Raw genomic sequence first — 21,509 nt, forward strand, 5'->3', positions numbered from 1 at the left:
TGCCAAGAAATCAGGCAAATCAAAATAGGTGGTGCAATTCAGCTGTTTTTCACTGTATTTTGGAGAGAAAACCATAAAAAATATGAGATAAAACGGGATTAAAGTATCGTGAAGGTGGACGTACTGTTGGATCAGGCCGTGTTGCTACGATCATTGAGTAATCTGCGCGAAAGCAATGAGATAAGCGCGTGAAGACGCGTAATAAACAGCCACTGCAAGCTTGCTTGCAAGTGGCTGTTTTTACGTGTCAGCGGGCATTTAGCGAATGTCTGCGACTGAGGAAATGCGAAGCATTTTCGAAGTGTGCTTATCGTCTTTCCGAGAAATCGGGAAGCCCTTTTTTATCAGTCGATATAATCAGAGCATAAAAAGATTTAGGAGGCGTAAAATGAGAAAAGTAAAATGGGGTGTTATGGGCACGGCAATGATCTTCGAGCGGAATACCGCAGAAGGAATGCGTCAGGCGGAGAACTGCGAAATGTACGCTATTGCAGGACGTAGTCCGGATAAAACCGAGAAATTCAAGGAGAAATATGGCTTTCAGAAGGCTTATAATAGCTATGAGGAACTCCTTGCGGATCCGGAGGTCGAAGCAGTTTACATTCCGCTTCCAAATACGATGCATCACGACTGGACAATCCGTGCTCTGCGGGCAAAGAAGCATGTGCTTTGCGAAAAGCCGATTGCCACGACTGCTGCTGAAGCGCAGGAAATGTTCAATGCGGCAAAGGAGAACGGCGTGTATATGATGGAGGCATTTGCGTATCTGCATTCTCCGATTATTTCTGCTTTGGCGGAGGATGTGCAGAGTGGTGTAATTGGAGATATCCGCTACATGGAGGCAGGATTCTGTACTTCTGACTATAATCACTCCAACATCCGCATGCGTAAGGAAACTTGCGGCGGCTGCACCTATGACCTGGGCGTGTATGCAAACAGTCTGGTCCTCCGTATTCTCGGCAGGGAGCCGGAGACGGTTCAGGCGATTGCCCATAAAGCGCCTGACGGCATTGATCTCTATACAACGAGTATTTTTGAGTATGCCGATGGTGCTGTTGCAAATATTGAATGTGGGATGGTTTTGGCGACAGATAAGCACCGCGGCTTTGCCAGTTTCCAGATTCATGGAACTAAAGGAGAGATCAGCTCTGACAGATTTAATTTTAATGCGCATGGGAAATTGAGCTACCGTCTGCAGACTTTTGACGGCATTGATGAGGTTCGAACAATTGATGTTCCGCACAACTACAGACTGGAAGTTGAACAGCTTGGCCGATGTATCATAGATGGTGAGAAACCTGCGGTTTCCGGGACTTTCTCGCTTGCAAATGCGCGTATCATAGACCGAATCCTGTCGGCGATTGGGTATGGAACGCCAGACCATCTATGACTGGCACACAGCCAGCTTTCAGGGCAGGACTATTTCTATTTCCGCTTGAAGTCAAGCTAAGAGTTGAACAGGTTGGTCGTTCACTATATAAAAGCAAAAGCCGATAATCGCATTTCAAATCTGCGTGTTATCGGCTCTGCGTTTGTGCGTCTGGCTCTTTTTGAAATTTAACAGGTGTTCTGCGAATGCCCTCGAAGGAGGAAATGCGCAGCATTATCAAGGTGCGCCTAACGGCAATGTGGGGCATTTCAGTATGTATTATCCGGAGCTTGCCCGTCATGGGCCGGCCATTTGCATTCAGTGAGTTCCATGTTGGTGAAAGTGGTCAGAAAAGAGGAATCTTCCGGGCTGCAGGCATAGATGCCAAATGCAATTTCTCCCATACCCTCTAACAGATGGCAAATCCGAATCTGCCGGTAAGTAACACCGTCTTCCGAACATTCGATGCGGAAATCGTCTTCCCGCCGACTCAACCGATACCACATAGATTTTATATTGGCATCGATTTCCGTTGTGGCCCAATCCGAATAGCCGTGGTTGGTTACTACACTTCCAAGGTGCTGGAATTGGTCATTTTCATATTCGATAGATCCTTTGATCCAGTTTTCACTGTCCAGATAAACGACAACACCGCATTGATCAAACCGGTGATGACTGGCAAATTCCGTTTTAACAACAAAAGAAAAAAAGGGTTCACTGGTTTTCATCTGAAGTACAGGGGCATTGTCATTGCGGAAATGGTAATAGGTTCTTTGCCACAAATCCGTATTTGGCTTTGTGGTAATCTCGATTTTCTCCGGGGAAATCCGATAGTTTTCCGGTTCTCTTGTCCATTGTAATTTTGAAACATCGAATTTCATTTTGCACTCCTCCAATACTGAGAGATTAAATGAAGCCCCTTTTGAGGGTTAAGAGGCTGATTAAATTATGGTTGAAAAATCCGTATCAATGGCATATAATATACTTAACAAGAGAGCCGATGACTAGAATACACCTAGCCGCCGGTAAGTAATAGACTACAAAAAGTAGCGCCTTAGTTTACCAGACAGAGGGCGCTACTTTTTGCGTGATATGTAAACAACAAGAGTTATCACAGCGCAAAGCATTATCACAAATTGGATTAAATCCGAAAATGTAATCATTAGCACCAACCCCTTTCATTTAATATCCAGCGGTTGGCATAATCGCCCCATCGGCTCCCCGGTTAAGCATATTATATTGTTAATATGATTATATAATAAGAAAAGGTATTTGTGAATTTAAAATTATACCCATTCGGGCATCTGATATACGGAGTACCCGAATGGGTATAATTCTCGGAGGGCCTTGCGTTTTTTAAGTGGACTGCATGAAGTGGGGAATTAAAATAATTCGTTAAAAGAACTTAAATTTCCGGGGCAGCAAGTGTATAATGAAATATGATCCGGCAGTGGGAATTTTGATAAAGATAGATTTGAGGAGGAAACAATATGAATGAAGTGATTCGTCAGCTTTTTGAAAGAAAATCCGTCAGAGCATTTACGGAACAGGAGATATCCGATGAGGACAAGCAGTTGATTTTGGAGGCGGCCGCTATGGCGCCTACGGCGGGAAATCAGCAGTTGTATACGATTTTGGATATTACCGATGCTGCCCTGAAAGAGAAGCTGGCAGAAAGCTGCGATCATCAGCCTTTTATCGCAAAGGGGAAAATGGTGCTGATTTTTTGCGCGGACTGCAGGAAGTGGTATGAGGCTTTTCAGGCAGCAGGCTGTGAGCCGAGACTTCCGGGGGCAGGAGATTTGCTTCTGGCTGTTTCAGATGCGATGATTGCTGCCCAGAATACGGTGACGGCAGCGTGGAGTCTTGGAATTGGTTCCTGCTATATTGGGGATATTATGGAAAATGTGGAAATACATCGGGATATTCTGGCGCTTCCGTCCTATGTTTTTCCGGTTGGGATGCTGGTTTTTGGATATCCGACGCAGCAGCAGGCAGATCGGCTTAAGCCGAATAGAGTGGCACTTAAGCACCTGATTCATGAGAATGGTTATCGGAAGATGTCGGAGGAAGAGTATCGGGAAATGTTTGCAATAAAGACGGGAAAACAGTCTTATGAGGAGTGGATGGAAGCTTTTTGTAAGAGAAAATACAACTCGGACTTTTCGCGGGAGATGACGCGGTCGGTTGCTGTTTATCTGGAGGATTTTCAATAAAATAAATCTCTAAAAAGCTTTGATTTCCGGGCTGTTTCGTGTATAATGAATTTTACAGATTATGGAAAATACCCCCCGTTAGGTTCAAAAGACTTGACGGAGGGCAATTTTTTCATTTGAAATAAATTTCAGGGGGATTCAATTGAATGAGTAAACATGAGGAGAAGAGAAGCAGTTTTTCGGGGAAGATCGGCTTCGTACTGGCGGCGGCCGGTGCCTCTGTAGGTTTGGGAAACATATGGCGTTTTCCATATCTTGCAGCAAAATACGGCGGCGGAATTTTTTTGCTTGTGTATATCCTATTGGCATTGACCTTTGGATATACGATGATCATGGCGGAAACTGCTATAGGGCGTATGACGAAAAAAAGCCCGGTGGGAGCATTTGGTGCTTTTGGACGTACATGGCATCTGCGTTTCGGGGGATGGATGAATGCCATTATTCCGATGCTGATCGTACCATATTATTCAACTATCGGCGGATGGGTCATTAAGTATATGTTTGAATATATACGGGGAAATTGCAGTACATTAGCGGCAGACGGTTATTTTGACAGCTTTATTTCCGGCGGTTTTTCAGCGGAAATATGGTTTTTGATTTTTGCATTAGTGACACTTGCCGTCATTTATGCCGGAGTGGAAAATGGCATTGAACGGGTGTCAAAGTTTATGATGCCGGTGCTGGTTGTGCTGGCAGTCGTTATTGCGGTTTATTCGATGACGCGGGAAGGCGCCATGGCAGGCGTAAAATATTTTCTTGTGCCTGAATTTGAAAATTTTTCATGGATGACGGTGGTGTCGGCCATGGGACAAATGTTTTATTCACTATCTATTGCGATGGGCATTTTGATCACCTTCGGTTCCTATATGAAAAAGGATGTGGCCATTGAGGAAGCAACCCGAAATGTTGAGATTTTTGATACGGCCATTGCCATTATGGCGGGTCTTATGATCATCCCGGCCGTTTTTGCTTTTTCCGGCGGAGATCCGGAGACTTTGAAAGCCGGACCGTCGCTGATGTTTATCACGATTCCGAAAGTATTGGACAGCATGGGTTTTGGAACGGCGATGGGAATTTTATTTTTTGTTTTGGTGTTTTTCGCGGCGCTGACCAGCGCAATTGCATTGACCGAAAGTGCGGTGGCAACCTTTGAGGATGAAATGAAATGGAGCCGGAGCAGGGCGACGATGGTTGCCGGAGTAATTATTATTGCCCTGGGAACGTTGTCATCCCTTGGGTACGGGCCGTTGGCCTTTATACAGATTATCGGGATGCCGTTTCTCGATTTCTTTGATTTTCTGACAAATTCTGTGATGATGCCAATCGCGGCGCTGACCACCTGCCTGCTTGTTGTCCGTATCGTTGGAACGGAACGGATTGCGGAAGAAGTGGAAAAAGACGGTGCGCCTTTTAAACGGAAAAAAGTATTTAACTTTATGATAAGATATCTTTGTCCGATTTTTGTAGTCATTATATTGATTAGCTCAGTGGCCAATGTGTTTGGCTTGATTTCTATGTAAGAATCGAAAATTGGAGGAATAATAGGAGTGGGGATGAAAGATATGTCAGATTTTTATGATTTACTGATACAGCAGGCGGAGGCGCTGATCGGGGGCGTGCCCTATCCGACAGCGAATTATGCGAACCTGTCGGCTTTGCTGTACCAGTCTTTGCCGGAGATTAACTGGGCGGGTTTTTATTTTATTCAGGATGGTAAGCTTGTATTAGGGCCTTTTCAGGGCAAACCGGCCTGCATTGAGATTGAGATCGGCAAAGGCGTGTGCGGAACGGCGGTATTCAGAAATGAAACGCAGGTTGTGAAAAATGTCCATGAATTTCCGGGACATATTGCCTGCGACGGGGCTTCCATGTCCGAGATTGTGATTCCTATCCATAGAATTGGAGCGATCATCGGTGTTCTGGATATCGACAGCCCGGTGGAGGGACGTTTTAAAGAAGATGACCGTCTCGGGCTGGAAAAGTTGATTTCGGTTATTGAGAAGCATATATTGTAAAAAATATGGGAGCGATTACGTGAAAATAATCAAGTAAAAAAGGGCCGTTGCTCTATAGGTGAGTGGTCATCTATGGAGCGATGGCCTGTTTTCGTATAATTAATGAGTCGGCCTGGCGGGGCCGGTTGAATTTCGGACAATAAGTTTGGGCCGATATTCGATGCGGCAGATCGGGGGCACCTCAAGGGAGTCTGCCCGGGCTTCGATTTTTCTTTCAAGCAGTTCGAAGGCATTGCTCCCCTTTTCTGAAAGAGAATGTTCAATGGTTGTCAGCGATATAAGGGGCTGTTCGTGAGAACAGCTTCTTTTTAATGTATAAAAAAGAAATGTAAAGTTTACTTGACATTTGCAGAGAATGAACTATAATAAAACTATGGAAAGTAAACTTTACATATCGGGAGAGCTGTTATGAAGAATCGGCTGGAAGAGTTAAGAAAACAACGGAATATTAAGCAGGAAGAGCTGGCGGAGGCATTGGAAGTGTCCAGGCAGACGATTGGATCTCTGGAGAATGGGAGGTATAATCCGTCGATTATACTTGCCTTTAAAATCGCGCGTTATTTTAATATGAGTATTGAAGAGATATTTATTTATGAGGAGGCGAAATCGGATGAATAAACGGGAAAATCGGAATATGGTTATATTGTTTATTGTCGGCTGTGTTCTTGCTGCGGCAGGTATTATCATGGATATTGATTATTATTCATCAATAATGGTTGGGTGCGGCGTGGGGATGAGTTTGAACTGTGTCGGGAACTGGATTCGAAATTATTATCATAATAAACCGAAAAACAGGGAAGCTTATGAGAAAAAGAAAAAACTTCAGGATATCGATTTAAAAGACGAGAGGAAAATCTATATTCGATATAAGTCGGGATATATTGCATGGAATGCATTTATGGTTTTCTATTTTATTGGGGCTTTTGTGCTGTCATTACTCAAAGTAAATTATCTGATTATATGTTTTTGCTTTGCAATGGCTGTTGTGCATTATCTGGTGGCTGCGGTTATTTATAAACACCTCTGCAGGAAAATGTAGCTGCGAGGAAATATCTGCAAAAGGTAATAGAAAGGAATCTGTTTTTGGGTAAAAGGCCAAAGTTCTGCCTCCTATATTGCAATTTGCCTCATACGTGATAGAATAATATTGACAAAATCGTCAATATTCCCAATCTGACATAAGTAGGCAAAGCAGTTGGAGTTTGGGAAAGGGAGGTGACTTAAATCCATGGAATGGACAATAACAGCTGATGCCCCTGGCAAGGTTTGTTTAATGCAGGGGAATGAAGCCGTTGTGCGTGGAGCGGTTGAAGCCGGGATAAATTTTGCGGCGTCTTATCCGGGTTCTCCGTCTTCACAGGTACTGGGCATGCTGGGAAAGATTGCCCGGGAACGAAATTTTTATGCAGAGTGGTCAACGAATGAGGTATGTGCGTTAGAGGCCTGTATCGGCGCATCACTTGCAAATGCGAGGTCGTTATGTGTTGTTAAGCAGAATGGCCTTTTATGTGTGGCCGATGCACTTCATTGTGGCGCACAGCATGGAATTAAGGGAGGACTTGTTATCATCACATCGGATGACCCGAGTGCGCATTCAAGCACCAATGAGTTTGATTCTCGCTATCAGGCGATGTCTGCCGATGTGCCGATGCTCGAGCCGACCAATATGCAGGAAGCAAAGGATATGATTCCGTATGCCTTTGAACTTTCTGAGAGAACGCAGCAGATGGTGCTTGTGCGTTTGACGACCCGTGTCTGTCATGGGCGTGGGAATGTGGTTTTAGGCGAACTGCCGGCGAAACCGCATCCGATGCAGCAGGTTGGCGAGTGGGACAGATTGACCTGCGTCAATTATCTCCATGAGCCGATGCTGAAAAAGCTGGATAATATTCAGGAAGTTTTTGAGACTTGTCCATATAACCATTATGAAGGACCGGAGCAGCCTAAGAAACTGATCGTGGCCGGAGGAACCGGGCGGCTTTACTGCCATGAAGCGATTCGCCGTCTGGAGGCGGGCGATGAAGTGGGCCTTTTGAGTCTTGCAACCGTATGGCCATTGCCGGAGAAATATATTCTTCAGTATATGCGCTCGGCAGAGCGGGTGCTTGTTTTAGAAGAAGTGGACCCTGTTCTGGAACATAATCTGCAGGCACTTGCGGGTAAGTATCGTTTAAATATTGCATTTACAGGCAGGTCTGACGGTGCGCTGCCGAGAATCGGAGAATTAAATCCGGATATCGTGATGAATGCGGTTGCTGCGCTGGCGGATACGCCGGATTATGAAGAAAAGACAGGTGTGGCCGATACGCTGCCGGTACGTGATCTGACATTCTGCGCAGGCTGTCCGCATCGGGCAACGTTTTATTTATTAAAGAAAGCTTTAAAATATGAAAAGAATCCGGGAATCGTTGTCGGCGATATCGGATGTTACATAATGTCCAGTCAGGCGGCCGGTTTCTGGGCTTATCAGGCATGTAATGCCATGGGTTCCGGCGTTAATCTGGCGGAAGGTCTCGGCCAGTTGACTTCTTATGGTTTGAATCAGAAGGTTGTGACCATGTGTGGTGATTCCACATTTTTCCATACCATTATTCCGGGACTTGTCAATGCCAGCTATCATCATGCGAATATGCTGCTGATGGTTTTGGATAATTCGGCCACGGCCATGACCGGCTTTCAGCCGCATCCGGGCACCGGGATTACAGCGATGGGCGATCAGACACAGCCGATGTCGATTGAAAAGATCTGCGAAGCGATCGGCTGCCGGGTAACCGTTGCGGACCCGTTTGATGTTCAGGGAACATCGAAAGTTCTTCGGGATTTGTTGAATCAGGATGGCCTGAAGGTCCTTATTATGAAGCAGCCATGCGCGACTCTTATGTCTAAGCAGACAACAAAACGCCGCAGAGTTTATGTGGATCAGGATATCTGCTATGGCGACGGCTGCGGCTGTGATAAATTCTGCAGCCGTGTCTGGGGATGCCCGGGCAATTCATGGGATTTCACGAAAAATAAAGCCAAGATCGATCCGATGTCCTGCGTGGGCTGCGGTGTATGTGCCCAGCTTTGTCCTTCTGGCGCGATTAAAGTGGAAGGCGGTGAGGAAGAATGAAAAAATTGAAATTTGACCCGCTGAACATTGTCATCTGCGGCATCGGCGGACAGGGAAATGTTCTGGCTTCCGAAATCGTTGCCAGCACGATGAATGACCTCGGGTATCGGGTGGCTGTCGGAGAAACCTACGGCGCATCCCAGAGAGGCGGTTCGGTTATGAGCCATGTGCGTGTATCTGAGACCGAAGATTTGGGCGTTTTGATTCCTTCCGGTGAAGCTCATATTATTATCGGTTTTGAGCCGCTTGAAACGTTGCGGATGGCGCGCCAGTATGCCGGAGCAAATACCATGGTCATTTATGATCCGCGCCCGGTTTATCCGTTGGGCGTATTGCAGGGAAATCAGAGCTATCCGGCCATTGAGGATATTAAAAAAGAACTTGAAGCGCTGACCGCGGAGGCTCATGCGGTGCAGGCTGCGGATATTGCCATGGAAATCGGCGATACAAGAGCAGCGAACGTGGCGCTGCTTGGCGCTTTCAGCCGGTTGGAGGGCTCGCCGTTAAATACAGAAGAGCTGGCGGCAGTTTTGGCACAGCGTTTCCGGGGCCGGGCTTTGGAGATCAACCAGAAAGCCTTTGCCAGAGGCTGTGAAGCCATCGACGGGAAAGGAGGCGGCACCAATGAGTGATATCATTACTGTACATTTTCAGCATCACACCACGGATGCGGTGCTTACCTTAAAACTCCCGCGGAATACGGTGATTGACACGTTGACACCACATTTATACGAGGCGGGATTTATAGACCCCCAGAAGCCGGGGTATAGATATCTTGTTCAGGATCATCTCTGCGGTTCCAAACATATTCTTGGCAACTATCTGCCGGACAGCGCAGATGAGATGACTGTAAAGGTATTTAATATACCGACAATTATGACTTAGGGGGGATATGAAATGTTAAGTACATTTGCACTTGATACACAAGTGATTAAGCCTGGGCTTTGTACGGGCTGCGGTGCTTGCCAGGGCATGTGTCCTTATTGGGATTCTCATGAAGGCCGTACGATATGTTTTTTTGATTGCGAGCGCACGGAGGGCCGTTGTCAGGCTTTCTGTCCGCGTATGCCGGCAGATTTAGATGCTTTGAAAAATAAATTCTTCCCGGCAGAGACACTGACACCGGAGATCGGGCCGTTCCGGGGGCTTTATCTGACCCGGGTTGCGGATGAGACCATTCGCGGCAATGCACAGCACGGCGGCACGATGACAGCCCTTGTGGAGCTGGCATTAAAGGAAGGCTTTATTGATTCAGCAGTTTTGACCCGGTCTAAAGGCGGTTTGGATGCGAAAGGTGTTCTTGCCACGACAGCCGAAGAGATCCGTGCCTGTTCGGGAAGCACATTTCAGATTCCGCCGACACTGGCTGTTTTGAATCAGGCATTGAAAGAAAACAAATATCATAAGATCGGCGTTGTCGGAACACCGTGTAAGACGCTGGCAGTTTATAAAATGAAATCAAAACCTCTGCCGGAAAATGATAACAATGCGGATAACATCGGTATGGTCTTTGGACTGTTCTGCGGATGGGGATTGGAATGGAACGACATTCACGATCTGACGGCAAAATATGCCGATCCGGAGAAAGTAAGCCATATGGATATTCCGCCGAGCAAATATCATTCTTTGGTACTGCGCGAGGACGGGAAAGACATTTCCGTAGATTTGGATGAAGTCACCCCAATCGTGCGTCAGGCCTGCCATGCCTGTACCGATATGACTGCGGAATTCAGCGATCTGTCTGTGGGCGGAGCCCGAAGCGCTGACGGGTGGGACGTTGACAAGGGATGGAATCAGGTGATCGTCCGCACGGAAAAAGGCGAGCAGCTTTTGAATCTGGCCCGTGAGAAAGGGATCCTGGAATTTAAAGATGTGCCGGAAACCGGCTTGCAGAAAATCAAAAATGCCTCCCTCGGAAAGAAACGCAATGGCGAGGAATATATGCACGAACTAAACGCTGAATAGAATAATTATTTTGTGAAAAATCTCCGATTGAGCATCCATGCCCATCGGAGATTTTTTCGGGAGGTGGCGGATGATATTTACTATATATGTGAGAACGGGGCGGTCATTTATGGGCCGGGTAATCCCGGGCCAATATGAGTTACCTCTGCCCGAAAGAGATGGAGATTGTCAGGGTAATCCGGGATTTCACTGGGAATCAGATAACGATTGTCCGGTTCCCGGAGGAAGTGCCGGAACCGATCGTAAAAATTTCGGCCTTTTGCCGGGACGGGGCGGCAGGCATTGATAAACCTCTTGGGGACCGATGGCGGGATTTCTTTAACGTGGCAGTGGCCGGGGAGCCGTGGCTTGATTTTACTTTAGCGGATAAAGGAACTGCCCTTCGTCAGCTTTCACGGATTCTTCAGATATCCCTGGAAAATGTGATGGCCATCGGAGATAATTATAACGATGTGGCGATGCTTGAGATTGTAGGTATTGCAAAGCTATAGCAAGTGTGCTATATTATCAATAACTGAATAAGATAACAGCAGGTGTCAGACAGAAATTGTTTTATTTTACATATTTTGTGTCTGGTGAAAAGGGAAACAGGTGAGAATCCTGTACGAACTCGTCACTGTATTTAGGGAGCTGAGGCCGAGATGTCACTGGGAAACCGGGAAGATGGCCGAAGGCGTTGAACTATAAGCCAGGAGACCTGCCTGACTGTTGTACAGGAACAGATAGTTCCAGGCCACGAGTAATTGGTTGTACATATGAAATTTGATTTTGTATTATGCGGCCCTTTGCAAGTTTTAGCAGAGGGTTTCTTTTTTCTATGCCGACGGATGAGGCGCGGGTTTTCCGGGTGATGTTTCCTGTATATTATTCAATGATACAGTCAGACTGAAAAAGTCAGAAAGAGGAGGAGAATCATGAAGAAGAGATTCGCAGCATTTTTAGCGGCAGCCCTGATGGGCACAATGATTTTGTCCGGATGCGGCAATGAGAAAGAAGAGACAAAGGCAGCTGAGACATCGGCTGAAACAGCGGCAGAAACGAAGGTGGATGAGACGAAAGCGGCAGAAACAACAGCCGGGGAAGCGGTCGATAAAGTGATTTTGGTCGTCAGCTTCGGAACAAGCTATAATGACAGCAGGGAGGCTACGATCGGCGCTATTGAAACCGCGATCGCAGATGCCAATCCGGAATATGAAGTACGTCGTGCGTTCACAAGCCAGATTATTATTGATAAACTGAAAGAACGTGACGGCCTTGAAATCGACAATGTGGAAGAAGCGTTGGACAGAGCTGTCGCTGATGGCGTGAAGACACTGGTTGTTCAGCCGACTCATTTGATGGATGGTTATGAATATACGGATCTGGCGGATGCCCTGAAAGAGTATGAAGACAAATTTGAGCAGGTCGTTCTTGCGGAGCCGTTATTGACCAGCGATGAGGATTTTGACGCAGTGGCAAAGGCGATTGCGGAAGAGACAGCTTCCTATGATGACGGACAGACAGCCATCTGCTTTATGGGACATGGCACAGAGGCGGATTCCAATGGTATCTATGCAAAACTTCAGGAAAAGATGACAGCCGGCGGCTATGAAAATTATTATATCGGAACCGTTGAAGCAGAACCTTCGCTGGAAGATCTGAAGGAAGCCCTGGCGGCTAAGGGTACATACACAAAAGTTGTGTTGGAGCCTCTGATGGTTGTTGCCGGTGATCATGCAAACAATGATATGGCCGGCGATGAGGAGGATTCCTGGAAGAGCCAGTTTGAAGCGGCAGATTATGAGGTTGAGTGCATTTTGAAAGGTCTTGGCGAGCTTCCTTCGATTCAGGATATTTATGTAGCACATACACAGGCGGCGATCGACAGCCTTGCAAAATAATAATTAAATAATTGAATGACAGGGAGAAACGATGTTGAAAAAACGAATAGTATATTTTGCAGCGCTTCTCATGATGATTACCGGTGTGCTTGGCACACCGGTAATCTGCCATGGGGAGGAAAATTCAGATTTAATTGCCGGGGATGATGAGCGGGCCGCTCAGCAGACCGTCGGCGAGGAAGGCGCGGAGCCGGTTTACGCAGAAAATTTAATTGAAGGAACCTATGAGATTGAGGTGGATTCCAGCTCATCCATGTTTCGGATCGTCCATGCGGATCTGACTGTAAAGGATGGAAGGATGACCGCAGTGCTGACTCTGGGCGGTACAGGCTATTTAAAGCTGTTTATGGGAACCGGGGAGGAAGCCGTGGCGGCGGATGAATCGGCCTATGCGGCTTTTGTGGAAGACAGCGAGGGCGCCTATACCTATGAAGTGCCGGTGGAAGCGCTGAATAAGGAACTGGAATGTACCGGCTTCAGCAAACGGAAGGAAAAATGGTATGACCATCAAATCTTTTTTAAAGCGGAAACCCTTCCGGAGGAGGCCTTTGCCGTGGAAGCGGAAACAATCGATTTAAAAGACGGTGAATACACTGTTCAGGTGGACTTGGCCGGAGGCACGGGGAGAGCGGAGATCACATCACCGGCAGTTCTTCGGATCGAAGATCAGAGTGCAACGGCTGTCATCGAGTGGAGCAGTTCAAATTATGACTATATGGTTGTCAATGGGAAAAAATATTTTCCGGTCAATTCGGAGGGGAACAGTGTTTTTGAGATTCCGGTGCTTGCATTTGATAAAGCAATGACAGTGACAGCGGATACGACAGCGATGAGTACGCCGCATGAGATTGAATATATGCTTACCTTTGATAAGGCGTCGATTCAGAGCGGTACAAACGCTACGATGATTGCCGTCGGGGCTGCCCTGGCTGCCGGCGCTGCGGTTGCCCTTTCACTTATATTTCGAAAAAAGAAGGGAACTTCCAATGAAGCTAAAAAAAATATTTAATATTTTTTTAATTCTTATATTTACAGTGACAGCGCTTGTCTCCTGCGGTTCGCCGGAGGAGGCGGGAGGCAGACTGTCTGAGGACAGGGATATCAGCCCGGAGCTCGAATATGAAAGTCGGATGAGTCTGGATTATGCCGAAGAATTTGCCGTTGACAATTACAGTGATGGCTATGCACTTATTTCCATATCCGACGGCAGCCGTTTTTTAGTTGTGCCGGAGGGAAAGGAAGCGCCGGAAAATCTGGATGAAGATATTGTTGTCCTGAAACAGCCTGTGGATCATATTTATATGGTGGCTTCGGCGGTGATGGATATGTTTCGGGCCATTGATGCCATGGATGCCATACGGCTTTCGGGAACAGATGCGGACGGGTGGCATATCGAGGAGGCAAGGGCGGCGATGGAGGCCGGAGATATCCTTTATGCGGGAAAATACAGTATGCCCGATTATGAGCGCATTTTGTCCGAGGGCTGTCGTTTGGCTATTGAAAATATGATGATTACCCACACGCCGGAAGTGCAGGAGCAGCTTGAGGGTTTCGGAATTCCGGTGCTGATCGACCGTTCCAGTTATGAATCCCATCCCCTTGGACGAATGGAGTGGGTAAAGCTTTACGGCGTTCTGATGGGACGGGAGGCCGAAGCCGAGGCGGCATTTAAGGCGCAGACAGAAACTTTGGATGAAATCAGTCATCAGGAGAATACAGGGAAAACGGTGGCCTTTTTTTATCTGACGGCCAACGGTGCGGTGAATGTTCGGAAATCCTCGGATTATGTGCCGAAAATGATCGAGCTGGCCGGAGGCAAATATATCTTTGAGAATCTTGGGGATGTGGAGAGTAAATCATCCTCAACGAATATGCAGATTGAGGAATTTTACGCTGGGGCGAAGGATGCGGACTATCTTATTTACAATAGTACAGTGGACGGAGAGATCGGCTCAATGGATGAACTTTTGTCAAAAAGTGATCTGCTGAAAGATTTTAAGGCGGTCAAAGAGGGCCATGTGTGGTGTACGACAAGTAATTTTTATCAGGAGTCCATGTCTCTGGGAACTTTTATTATGGATGTTTATAAAATGCTGACTGAGGGCGAGACCGCGGATACGGCCTATATGTATCTGTTGAAATAGTAGGAGAGAGGATAGGAGCATGGAAACAAAAGCCCATAGAGAAAAAAATATTTCCGCCGGAAACCGGCGCATCCGTTATATTTTGTCCTTTGCCGTACTGGCCGGGCTGTTATCAGTATTTTTAGTGTGGAATATCTGTGCCGGAAGCGTCCCGATTTCCGTAGAGGAAATTATAAAAAGCCTTCTGGGGCAGGATATTGGAGATACTGCAGCCAATATTTTATGGAGGATCCGGCTGCCTCGGGCATTGGCGGCGGCGATTCTTGGCGGTGCTCTGGGGCTTGCCGGGTATCTGCTGCAGACATTTTTTCACAATCCCATTGCCGGACCTTTTGTTCTGGGAATTTCATCGGGGGCGAAGCTGACGGTGGCGCTGGTGATGGTGTTTTCTCTGGGAAACTCATTGAGGGCCGGCTCGGCGGTGATGATCATTGCCGCCTTTGTCGGGGCCATGATTTCCATGGGCTTTGTACTCCTCATGTCCAGGAAAGTGAATCGGATGTCTATGCTGATCATCAGCGGCGTGATGATCGGTTATATCTGTTCGGCAATTACGGATTTAGTCGTCACCTTTGCGGATGATGCGGATATTGTGAATCTGCACAACTGGTCGAAGGGCAGCTTTTCCGGCATCACATGGGACAATGTGGCGGTGATGGCGCTGGTTGTCCTTATTGTTTTTATGATCGTCTTTTTTATGTCCAAGCCGATCACTGCTTATCAGATGGGAGAGGCCTATGCTCAGAATATGGGTATAAATATTCGAATGTTCCGGGCGGCGCTGGTTGTTTTGTCCAGCGTACTGGCGGCCTGTATTACCGCCTTTGCCGGGCCGGTATCCTTTGTGGGAATTGCGGTCCCCCACCTGGTTAAGAACCTTTTTCGGACGTCGAAGCCGATTCTTATGATTCCGGCTTGCTTTTTGGGCGGCGGTGTGTTTTGTCTGTTCTGTGACTTGATCGCCCGGACATTGTTTGCGCCGACAGAATTGAGTATCAGTACGGTGACTGCCGTGTTTGGAGCGCCGGTAGTTATTTTGGTGATGATATACCGTCAAAAGGAGAAGATGTGACCTATGGGGGAAAAATATTTTTATACAGAGGCCATGACGGTAGGATATCAGGGAATTCCTCTCATTCAGAATATTAAAATTCATATTGAGCAGGGAGAGATATTGAGCCTGATCGGTCCAAACGGCGCAGGAAAATCTACTATATTAAAGAGTATTGCCGGGCAGTTAAAACTTTTGGGCGGTGCGGTTTGGCTGGATGGCCGGGAATTGATGCAAATGTCCGGAAATGAGCTGGCACGGAGAATGGCTGTGGTATTCACGGAGAGGATTCATTCGGAAATGATGACCTGTGAGGATATCGTGGCGACAGGGCGCTATCCCTACACGGGAAAGTTCGGGATACTGTCCGGGACGGACAGGAAGGCGGTGGAAGAGGCCATGGAGCTTGTTCATATGAGCGGGCTGAGAGACCGGGATTTTATGAAGATCAGTGACGGTCAGCGGCAGCGGGTCATGCTCGCGCGGGCTATCTGCCAGGAACCGGAGGTTATTCTGCTGGATGAGCCGACATCCTATCTGGATGTCAAATATAAACTGGAATTTATGACAATTCTCCAGGAGATGACGCGGAAAAAGAAGCTTTCTGTTATTATGTCCCTCCATGAGCTGGATCTGGCCGAACGGGTTTCGGATAAAATTCTCTGTGTAAAGGGAGATTGTGTGGAAAAATTCGGACCGCCGGAGGAGATATTTGAACCGGGTTATATTGCACGCCTTTTTGGAATGACCGCCGGAAGCTTTGAGGAGGGCAGCGGCCTGCTGGAGTTGGAAGCGCCGAAAGGAGCCCCGGAGGTGTTTGTCATCGGCGGCGCAGGGGCCGGACGAAAGATTTTCCGTCGGCTTCAGCGGAAGGGTATTCCCTTTATCACAGGCATTTTATATGAAAATGATTTGGATTATCCGACTGCGAAGGCACTTGCGGCGGAGGTGATCGGGGTTGAACCCTTTGAGCCGATTTCCGAAGAGCAGATAGCCGCGGCGAAGACGGCCATTGACCAATGTCAGAGAGTTATCTGCTGTCGGGATTCCTTCGGATTTTGGGAGCAGGCAAATGTCCGGTTATTGGAGTATGCAAAAAAAGTGAATAAGTTAGAAGAAAAACCTATAGCTGGCTAGTGAATTTCTGTATTAGACGCAAAATCGCAATTGTGCTATTATTACCTTGTAAACAGATAGGAATTATAAAAATTTATTATAATAGCAGAAAACAGTATGCGGAAAGAGGTAAGTTATGGGAAAGAAAACATATGCAGAGAGAAATTTAAAATTTGAGACTTTACAGTTACATGTCGGTCAGGAACAGCCGGATCCGGTGACCGATGCGCGGGCAGTGCCGATTTATCAGACATCTTCTTATGTGTTCCGAAACAGCGATCATGCGGCGGCCAGGTTCGGACTTACGGATGCGGGAAATATTTATGGACGTTTAACCAATCCGACAGAAGATGTATTCGAACAGCGGATCGCGGCCCTTGAAGGCGGTGTGGCGGCGCTTGCGGTAGCTTCCGGCGCGGCGGCAGTTTCCTATACGATTCAGAATCTGGCCCATGCGGGAGACCATATTGTAGCGTCGAAAAACATCTATGGCGGAACCTATAACCTGTTGGCTCATACATTGCCGGAATATGGAATTACGGCAACTTTTGTGGCCCCATCTGATTATGAGGAAATTGAGGCGGCGATTCAACAGAATACGAAGGCTGTTTTTATTGAAACATTGGGAAATCCAAATTCAGATGTGGCGGATATTGAGAAAATTGCAGCGATCGCCCATGCCCATAAGATTCCGCTGGTTGTGGACAATACCTTTGCCACACCGTATTTAGTCCGGCCGATTGAGTACGGCGCGGACATCGTTGTCCATTCGGCAACAAAGTTTATCGGCGGACATGGAACAACCATTGGCGGAGTTATTGTTGACGGCGGCAAATTTGATTGGGAGGCCAGCGGCAAATTTCCGTCGCTGACTGAGCCGAATCCGAGTTATCACGGCGTCAGCTTTACAAAAGCTGCCGGTGCGGCGGCCTTTGTCACAAAGATTCGGGCAATTTTGCTCCGGGATACGGGTGCGACCCTGTCGCCGTTCCATGCCTTTATTTTCCTTCAGGGATTGGAAACCTTATCTCTGCGGGTAGAGCGGCATGTGGAAAATGCGCTGAAAGTTGTGGAGTATTTGAATAAGCATCCGCAGGTTGAAAAGGTGCATCATCCGTCCGTTTCGGATGATCCTGAGCAGCAGGCATTGTATAAGAAATATTTTCCGGAGGGCGGCGGTTCCATTTTTACATTTGAAATTAAAGGAGATGCCCAGAAGGCCAAGGACTTTATTGATAATCTGGAACTGTTTTCCCTGCTTGCCAATGTGGCTGACGTTAAATCCCTTGTTATTCATCCGGCAACAACAACTCACAGTCAGTGCACAGAAGAAGAACTGCTGGAGCAGGGAATTAAACCGAATACGATTCGTCTTTCCATAGGAACCGAAAATATTGATGATATTATTGAAGATCTTGAGGAAGCGTTTAAAGCGGTCGTATAGGGAACTCGATATTTTATTGGACAATTTATAAAAAATATGATATGGTATAAAACGTGCGTTAAACCAAAAGACATGTAAAGATACCGAAAAGAAGTTTAGAGGGAATTCCCTGTGCCTTGGAATTCCCTCTTGCAGGATTACGCGTTGGAGAACGCTTCACTTCGGTTTAAAAAAGTCTTTGATTTGCGTAAACAGGGATCGTAAACACGATAATTCCGTTAATCGTGTTTATGATCCTGAATGATGACGCCCTCTCGCTCCATATCAGCGATTTCATTGGAAGAATAACCGATCTCTTCCAGGATTTTAACGGAATCTTCGCCGAGATACGGGCATCGTCCGATACGTCCTTCCTCATCTTTGATGGCAGGGCGCTCCGTGAAAAATACCGGGGTTCTTGCATAATAAACGTTTTTGCCATCCGGTGTTGTTTTCTTATAAATATAATCATTGGCCCAGTTCTGCTCATCTGTGGCGACTTCTTCCATTGTCTGAACGATTTCAAACGGAATATCGGCTTCTGTCAGTTTGTCAACCCATTCGCTTAAAGTGAATTGGGCAAATACAGGTTCGAGAGCCTCCACCATCACAGGGATATTCTGAAGCATTGCTTCATAAGTGTTAAAACGCGGGTCATCCAGAAGAAAATCGGCCCCGGATACTTTTACAAATCGCGGGAGCTGTGTATCATACTGGAGCATAGCCAACTGCAGCCAGCGGCCGTCCTTTGTCTTATAGGTTGTCGCCGTGGCGCTGTTTGTCTGCTTCCGGCTTGTAGGAAGTATGCTTCCGTATTCCATAGCGCCCATCATCCATGAAATGCCATAGACTGCGGTGTCTAACAGAGATACAGTCACACGTTCTCCTTCTCCGGTCCTTGCCTGGCGGTATAAAGCGGCCAGAATACCGGATGCAAGGGCTATACCGGCATAAAAATCACCGAAACCGGAAATCGGTACGCCGGGCGCAGTGTCTTTTTCCATGATGGATAAGGCAACGCCGCCTCTTGAAAAATATGCGGTATAGTCAAAGCCCGGTTTATCCTTTAACGGGCCCACTTCGCCGTATCCGAGAATAGACGCATGAATTAAGTGCGGATATTTTTCGTGGAGCGTCTCATAATCAAGTCCAAGTTTTTTCAGCGCCTGAACACGGTTGTTGGTTAAAAATACGTTGGCAGATGCGAGAAGCTTGCCAAAGGCCTCTTGACCTTTAGGGTCCTTCAGGTTAATGCAAAGGTCACGCTTGTTTGCGTTCAGCCCATCAAGTCCATAATCATGTCCGTCCTCTTTTGGAGCCGGATATTTGTAGCTGCGTGCAATTACACGGAAATCATCACCTTTTGGTGATTCGACTTTAATGACTTCTGCACCATAATTTGCCAGAACTCTTCCGCAGGAAGGTCCTGCAATAAAAGTGGATAAGTCCACTACTCGGATTCCTTCTAATTGTGCCATATTTGATTCTCCTTAATAGTTGTGTACAAAATCAACGGTTACCAATCGTCGTACGGCGGAAGACTTGGAAGAAAATAAATACTTTTAAAAGGTTGCGCGCAGAAAAATATGTATTTCCCAAAGTTCTACTTTGTTTTAACATCCTTTAGATTAACTGTCAATATGGAAACGATTGCGCAAAAAAAAGTTTGTAAGAATTAGACAAAAATTGGTCCAACCAATCTAAACTCTATGGCACAATATTGTATATATTTACCATTGCGAAAAAAACTCGAAACTTGCATCATAGCCCGCAAGGAGTATAATAAGTAGCTGAGGTGAAAATCAAAGGATGAAAGTATCAGGGTTAAAAGGGCAGAAAGGAGCCGGGACGCAGGCGCATATTTTCTCAAATCGGGCATTAGCTGCGCTCTTGCTGCCCCTTGTCATAGAACAGTTTTTAAATTCAATGATGGGAACAGCGGACACGATTATGGTCAGCAATGTGGGGTCGGCGGCTATTTCAGCGGCATCACTGGTGGATTCTTTAAATATTCTGGTGATTCAGGTCTTTTCGGCACTGGCCGCCGGGGGAACGATTATCTGTTCTCAGTATCTGGGCAGCCGGAATGAAAAAGAGGCAAACCGGGCGGCGGGGCAGCTTCTCTTTGTTGTGGGAGTGATTTCAACATCGATCATGGCCCTTTGCCTGATTTTGAACGGGCCGCTGCTCCGGCTGATCTTTGGGGCGGTGGAAGAAAGTGTGATGGAGGCGTCGAAAACTTATTTCTTTTATACAGCGCTTTCATTTCCGTTTATTGCCCTTTTCGGCGGGGCCTCTTCTATTTTCAGGGCGCAGGGGAATACCAAATGTCCGATGATCATTTCGGTGATTTCCAATGGCTTAAATATTATCGGAAATGGGGTGCTGATCTGGGGTTTCCACATGGGGATTGCCGGAGCGGCGATAGCAACCCTTTTGTCCAGGATTTTCTGTGCGGTCGTCATTCTTTATTTTTTACATAAGCCGGGGCATGTGATAGGAATGTATCATTTTGAGCGCCCGGACGGAAAGCTGATTTATCGGATAATGTCGATCGGGCTGCCGACGGGGGTTGAGAGCGGCATGTTCCAGTTTGGAAAACTTGCCATTCAGTCGACGGTCTCAACCCTGGGAACGGTGGCGATCGCAGCTCAGGCGATGACAAATATATTGGAGAATCTCAGCGGCATTGGAGCGATCGGTATCGGCATCGGGCTGATGACGGTGGTTGGACAGTGCATGGGTGCGGGACAGAAAGAGGAGGCGGCCTACTATATTAAAAAATTAACCGGATTCGGAGAAATCGTAGTCCTTCTGAGCTGCCTTCTTGTTTTCGCCATGGTGAGGCCTGTCACCTATTTCGGAGGGATGGAAGCGGAGAGCGCCGGCCTGTGTATTTATATGACCGGATGGATCACTGTTGTCAAGCCCCTGGTGTGGACCTTATCTTTTGTTCCGGCCTACGGCATGCGGGCGGCGGGGGATGTCCGCTTTTCCATGGTGACATCAACAATAACTATGTGGCTGTTCCGTGTGACGCTGTGCGTCATTTTATGTCGGTTTTTTGGTTTTGGACCGATGGCGGTCTGGATCGGAATGTTTACGGACTGGACAGTGCGTGCCCTAGTGTTCACATGGCGCTTCTTCAGCGGTAAATGGGCAGAATTTCATGTGATCCCATAGGCTGACAGGAGTAGACAAAACCTGATGAAAAATGT

At 47.1% G+C, this 21,509-nt stretch carries 20 protein-coding genes and 1 riboswitch; of the genes, 18 read left to right on the top strand and 2 right to left on the bottom strand.

Features of this window, described 5'->3' with window-relative positions:
• Window positions 1-388: 388 nt before the first annotated feature.
• Window positions 389-1,390: a Gfo/Idh/MocA family protein gene (locus ACMN7X_RS00130; protein ID WP_418745492.1), complete on the top strand. Its 1,002-nt coding sequence runs from the start codon at window positions 389-391 to the stop codon at window positions 1,388-1,390.
• A 248-nt stretch (window positions 1,391-1,638) separates the two neighbouring features.
• Here ACMN7X_RS00130 and ACMN7X_RS00135 read toward each other — a convergent pair whose 3' ends face one another.
• The gene (locus ACMN7X_RS00135) at window positions 1,639-2,250 is read right to left on the bottom strand and encodes a DUF1349 domain-containing protein (RefSeq protein WP_418745493.1); all 612 of its coding nucleotides are present in this window, start codon (window positions 2,248-2,250) and stop codon (window positions 1,639-1,641) included.
• Between the two features lie 609 nt (window positions 2,251-2,859).
• Here ACMN7X_RS00135 and ACMN7X_RS00140 point away from each other — a divergent pair.
• From ACMN7X_RS00140 to ACMN7X_RS00215, 16 genes are all read left to right on the top strand, one after another.
• The gene (locus tag ACMN7X_RS00140) at window positions 2,860-3,585 is read left to right on the top strand and encodes a nitroreductase family protein (RefSeq protein WP_418745494.1); all 726 of its coding nucleotides are present in this window, start codon (window positions 2,860-2,862) and stop codon (window positions 3,583-3,585) included.
• A 146-nt stretch (window positions 3,586-3,731) separates the two neighbouring features.
• On the top strand, window positions 3,732-5,105 hold the full coding sequence (locus ACMN7X_RS00145) for a sodium-dependent transporter (RefSeq protein ID WP_418745495.1): 1,374 nt from the start codon (window positions 3,732-3,734) through the stop codon (window positions 5,103-5,105).
• A 33-nt stretch (window positions 5,106-5,138) separates the two neighbouring features.
• A complete protein-coding gene (locus ACMN7X_RS00150; RefSeq protein WP_418745496.1) occupies window positions 5,139-5,600 on the top strand; it encodes a GAF domain-containing protein in 462 nt (153 codons plus the stop codon).
• 408 nt (window positions 5,601-6,008) lie between these two features.
• The gene (locus ACMN7X_RS00155) at window positions 6,009-6,218 is read left to right on the top strand and encodes a helix-turn-helix domain-containing protein (protein WP_178042663.1); all 210 of its coding nucleotides are present in this window, start codon (window positions 6,009-6,011) and stop codon (window positions 6,216-6,218) included.
• Entirely contained in the window at window positions 6,211-6,639 is a 429-nt protein-coding gene (locus tag ACMN7X_RS00160) for a hypothetical protein (protein WP_418745497.1), read from the top strand. Before ACMN7X_RS00155 ends, ACMN7X_RS00160 begins: the two co-directional genes overlap by 8 nt.
• 189 nt (window positions 6,640-6,828) lie before the next feature.
• Window positions 6,829-8,712: a thiamine pyrophosphate-dependent enzyme gene (locus ACMN7X_RS00165; RefSeq protein ID WP_418745498.1), complete on the top strand. Its 1,884-nt coding sequence runs from the start codon at window positions 6,829-6,831 to the stop codon at window positions 8,710-8,712.
• Window positions 8,709-9,344, top strand: coding sequence for an indolepyruvate oxidoreductase subunit beta (locus tag ACMN7X_RS00170; protein ID WP_418745499.1), 636 nt, complete (start codon window positions 8,709-8,711; stop codon window positions 9,342-9,344). The genes ACMN7X_RS00165 and ACMN7X_RS00170 overlap by 4 nt, the downstream gene beginning before the upstream one ends.
• Window positions 9,337-9,597 carry a hypothetical protein gene (locus ACMN7X_RS00175; protein ID WP_418745500.1) on the top strand — a complete coding sequence of 87 codons (261 nt, stop codon included), beginning with the start codon at window positions 9,337-9,339 and terminating at the stop codon, window positions 9,595-9,597. The genes ACMN7X_RS00170 and ACMN7X_RS00175 overlap by 8 nt, the downstream gene beginning before the upstream one ends.
• A 12-nt stretch (window positions 9,598-9,609) precedes the next feature.
• The gene (locus ACMN7X_RS00180) at window positions 9,610-10,677 is read left to right on the top strand and encodes a Coenzyme F420 hydrogenase/dehydrogenase, beta subunit C-terminal domain (RefSeq protein WP_418745501.1); all 1,068 of its coding nucleotides are present in this window, start codon (window positions 9,610-9,612) and stop codon (window positions 10,675-10,677) included.
• A 134-nt stretch (window positions 10,678-10,811) separates the two neighbouring features.
• A complete protein-coding gene (locus ACMN7X_RS00185) occupies window positions 10,812-11,168 on the top strand; it encodes an HAD family hydrolase (RefSeq protein WP_418745502.1) in 357 nt (118 codons plus the stop codon).
• Between the two features lie 60 nt (window positions 11,169-11,228).
• Window positions 11,229-11,397, top strand: a riboswitch (cobalamin riboswitch).
• 194 nt (window positions 11,398-11,591) lie between these two features.
• Window positions 11,592-12,557, top strand: a complete 966-nt coding sequence (locus ACMN7X_RS00190; RefSeq protein ID WP_418745503.1) for a sirohydrochlorin cobaltochelatase — start codon at window positions 11,592-11,594, stop codon at window positions 12,555-12,557.
• A gap of 31 nt (window positions 12,558-12,588) precedes the next feature.
• Entirely contained in the window at window positions 12,589-13,566 is a 978-nt protein-coding gene (locus ACMN7X_RS00195) for a hypothetical protein (protein WP_418745504.1), read from the top strand.
• Window positions 13,544-14,701, top strand: a complete 1,158-nt coding sequence (locus tag ACMN7X_RS00200) for an ABC transporter substrate-binding protein (protein ID WP_418745505.1) — start codon at window positions 13,544-13,546, stop codon at window positions 14,699-14,701. The genes ACMN7X_RS00195 and ACMN7X_RS00200 overlap by 23 nt, the downstream gene beginning before the upstream one ends.
• 19 nt (window positions 14,702-14,720) lie before the next feature.
• Window positions 14,721-15,773 carry a FecCD family ABC transporter permease gene (locus tag ACMN7X_RS00205; protein ID WP_418745506.1) on the top strand — a complete coding sequence of 351 codons (1,053 nt, stop codon included), beginning with the start codon at window positions 14,721-14,723 and terminating at the stop codon, window positions 15,771-15,773.
• Window positions 15,774-15,776: 3 nt separating this feature from the next.
• Window positions 15,777-16,889: an ABC transporter ATP-binding protein gene (locus tag ACMN7X_RS00210; protein ID WP_418745507.1), complete on the top strand. Its 1,113-nt coding sequence runs from the start codon at window positions 15,777-15,779 to the stop codon at window positions 16,887-16,889.
• Between the two features lie 115 nt (window positions 16,890-17,004).
• Window positions 17,005-18,312, top strand: coding sequence for an O-acetylhomoserine aminocarboxypropyltransferase/cysteine synthase family protein (locus ACMN7X_RS00215; RefSeq protein WP_418745508.1), 1,308 nt, complete (start codon window positions 17,005-17,007; stop codon window positions 18,310-18,312).
• A gap of 218 nt (window positions 18,313-18,530) precedes the next feature.
• On the opposite strand, the gene ACMN7X_RS00220 is transcribed toward ACMN7X_RS00215, so the two are convergent.
• Window positions 18,531-19,769, bottom strand: coding sequence for a CaiB/BaiF CoA transferase family protein (locus tag ACMN7X_RS00220; protein WP_418745509.1), 1,239 nt, complete (start codon window positions 19,767-19,769; stop codon window positions 18,531-18,533).
• Between the two features lie 331 nt (window positions 19,770-20,100).
• Here ACMN7X_RS00220 and ACMN7X_RS00225 point away from each other — a divergent pair, with 331 nt between their 5' ends.
• Window positions 20,101-21,474, top strand: a complete 1,374-nt coding sequence (locus ACMN7X_RS00225) for an MATE family efflux transporter (RefSeq protein ID WP_418745510.1) — start codon at window positions 20,101-20,103, stop codon at window positions 21,472-21,474.
• Window positions 21,475-21,509: the final 35 nt, after the last annotated feature.

This window comes from Frisingicoccus sp., assembly GCF_048388605.1.
GTDB lineage: Bacteria > Bacillota > Clostridia > Lachnospirales > Lachnospiraceae > Frisingicoccus.

Bases quoted from the DNA above. Each gene is read 5' to 3' on its own strand.
- ACMN7X_RS00145 (WP_418745495.1), top strand. From the start codon at position 3,732: ATGAGTAAACATGAGGAGAAGAGAAGCAGTTTTTCGGGGAAGATCGGC.
- ACMN7X_RS00185 (WP_418745502.1), top strand. From the start codon at position 10,812: ATGAGTTACCTCTGCCCGAAAGAGATGGAGATTGTCAGGGTAATCCGG.
- ACMN7X_RS00170 (WP_418745499.1), top strand. From the start codon at position 8,709: ATGAAAAAATTGAAATTTGACCCGCTGAACATTGTCATCTGCGGCATC.
- ACMN7X_RS00165 (WP_418745498.1), top strand. From the start codon at position 6,829: ATGGAATGGACAATAACAGCTGATGCCCCTGGCAAGGTTTGTTTAATG.
- ACMN7X_RS00200 (WP_418745505.1), top strand. From the start codon at position 13,544: ATGAAGCTAAAAAAAATATTTAATATTTTTTTAATTCTTATATTTACA.
- ACMN7X_RS00155 (WP_178042663.1), top strand. From the start codon at position 6,009: ATGAAGAATCGGCTGGAAGAGTTAAGAAAACAACGGAATATTAAGCAG.
- ACMN7X_RS00150 (WP_418745496.1), top strand. From the start codon at position 5,139: ATGAAAGATATGTCAGATTTTTATGATTTACTGATACAGCAGGCGGAG.
- ACMN7X_RS00205 (WP_418745506.1), top strand. From the start codon at position 14,721: ATGGAAACAAAAGCCCATAGAGAAAAAAATATTTCCGCCGGAAACCGG.
- ACMN7X_RS00225 (WP_418745510.1), top strand. From the start codon at position 20,101: ATGAAAGTATCAGGGTTAAAAGGGCAGAAAGGAGCCGGGACGCAGGCG.
- ACMN7X_RS00160 (WP_418745497.1), top strand. From the start codon at position 6,211: ATGAATAAACGGGAAAATCGGAATATGGTTATATTGTTTATTGTCGGC.
- ACMN7X_RS00140 (WP_418745494.1), top strand. From the start codon at position 2,860: ATGAATGAAGTGATTCGTCAGCTTTTTGAAAGAAAATCCGTCAGAGCA.
- ACMN7X_RS00220 (WP_418745509.1), bottom strand. From the start codon at position 19,769: ATGGCACAATTAGAAGGAATCCGAGTAGTGGACTTATCCACTTTTATT.
- ACMN7X_RS00135 (WP_418745493.1), bottom strand. From the start codon at position 2,250: ATGAAATTCGATGTTTCAAAATTACAATGGACAAGAGAACCGGAAAAC.
- ACMN7X_RS00180 (WP_418745501.1), top strand. From the start codon at position 9,610: ATGTTAAGTACATTTGCACTTGATACACAAGTGATTAAGCCTGGGCTT.
- ACMN7X_RS00190 (WP_418745503.1), top strand. From the start codon at position 11,592: ATGAAGAAGAGATTCGCAGCATTTTTAGCGGCAGCCCTGATGGGCACA.
- ACMN7X_RS00210 (WP_418745507.1), top strand. From the start codon at position 15,777: ATGGGGGAAAAATATTTTTATACAGAGGCCATGACGGTAGGATATCAG.
- ACMN7X_RS00195 (WP_418745504.1), top strand. From the start codon at position 12,589: ATGTTGAAAAAACGAATAGTATATTTTGCAGCGCTTCTCATGATGATT.
- ACMN7X_RS00175 (WP_418745500.1), top strand. From the start codon at position 9,337: ATGAGTGATATCATTACTGTACATTTTCAGCATCACACCACGGATGCG.
- ACMN7X_RS00130 (WP_418745492.1), top strand. From the start codon at position 389: ATGAGAAAAGTAAAATGGGGTGTTATGGGCACGGCAATGATCTTCGAG.
- ACMN7X_RS00215 (WP_418745508.1), top strand. From the start codon at position 17,005: ATGGGAAAGAAAACATATGCAGAGAGAAATTTAAAATTTGAGACTTTA.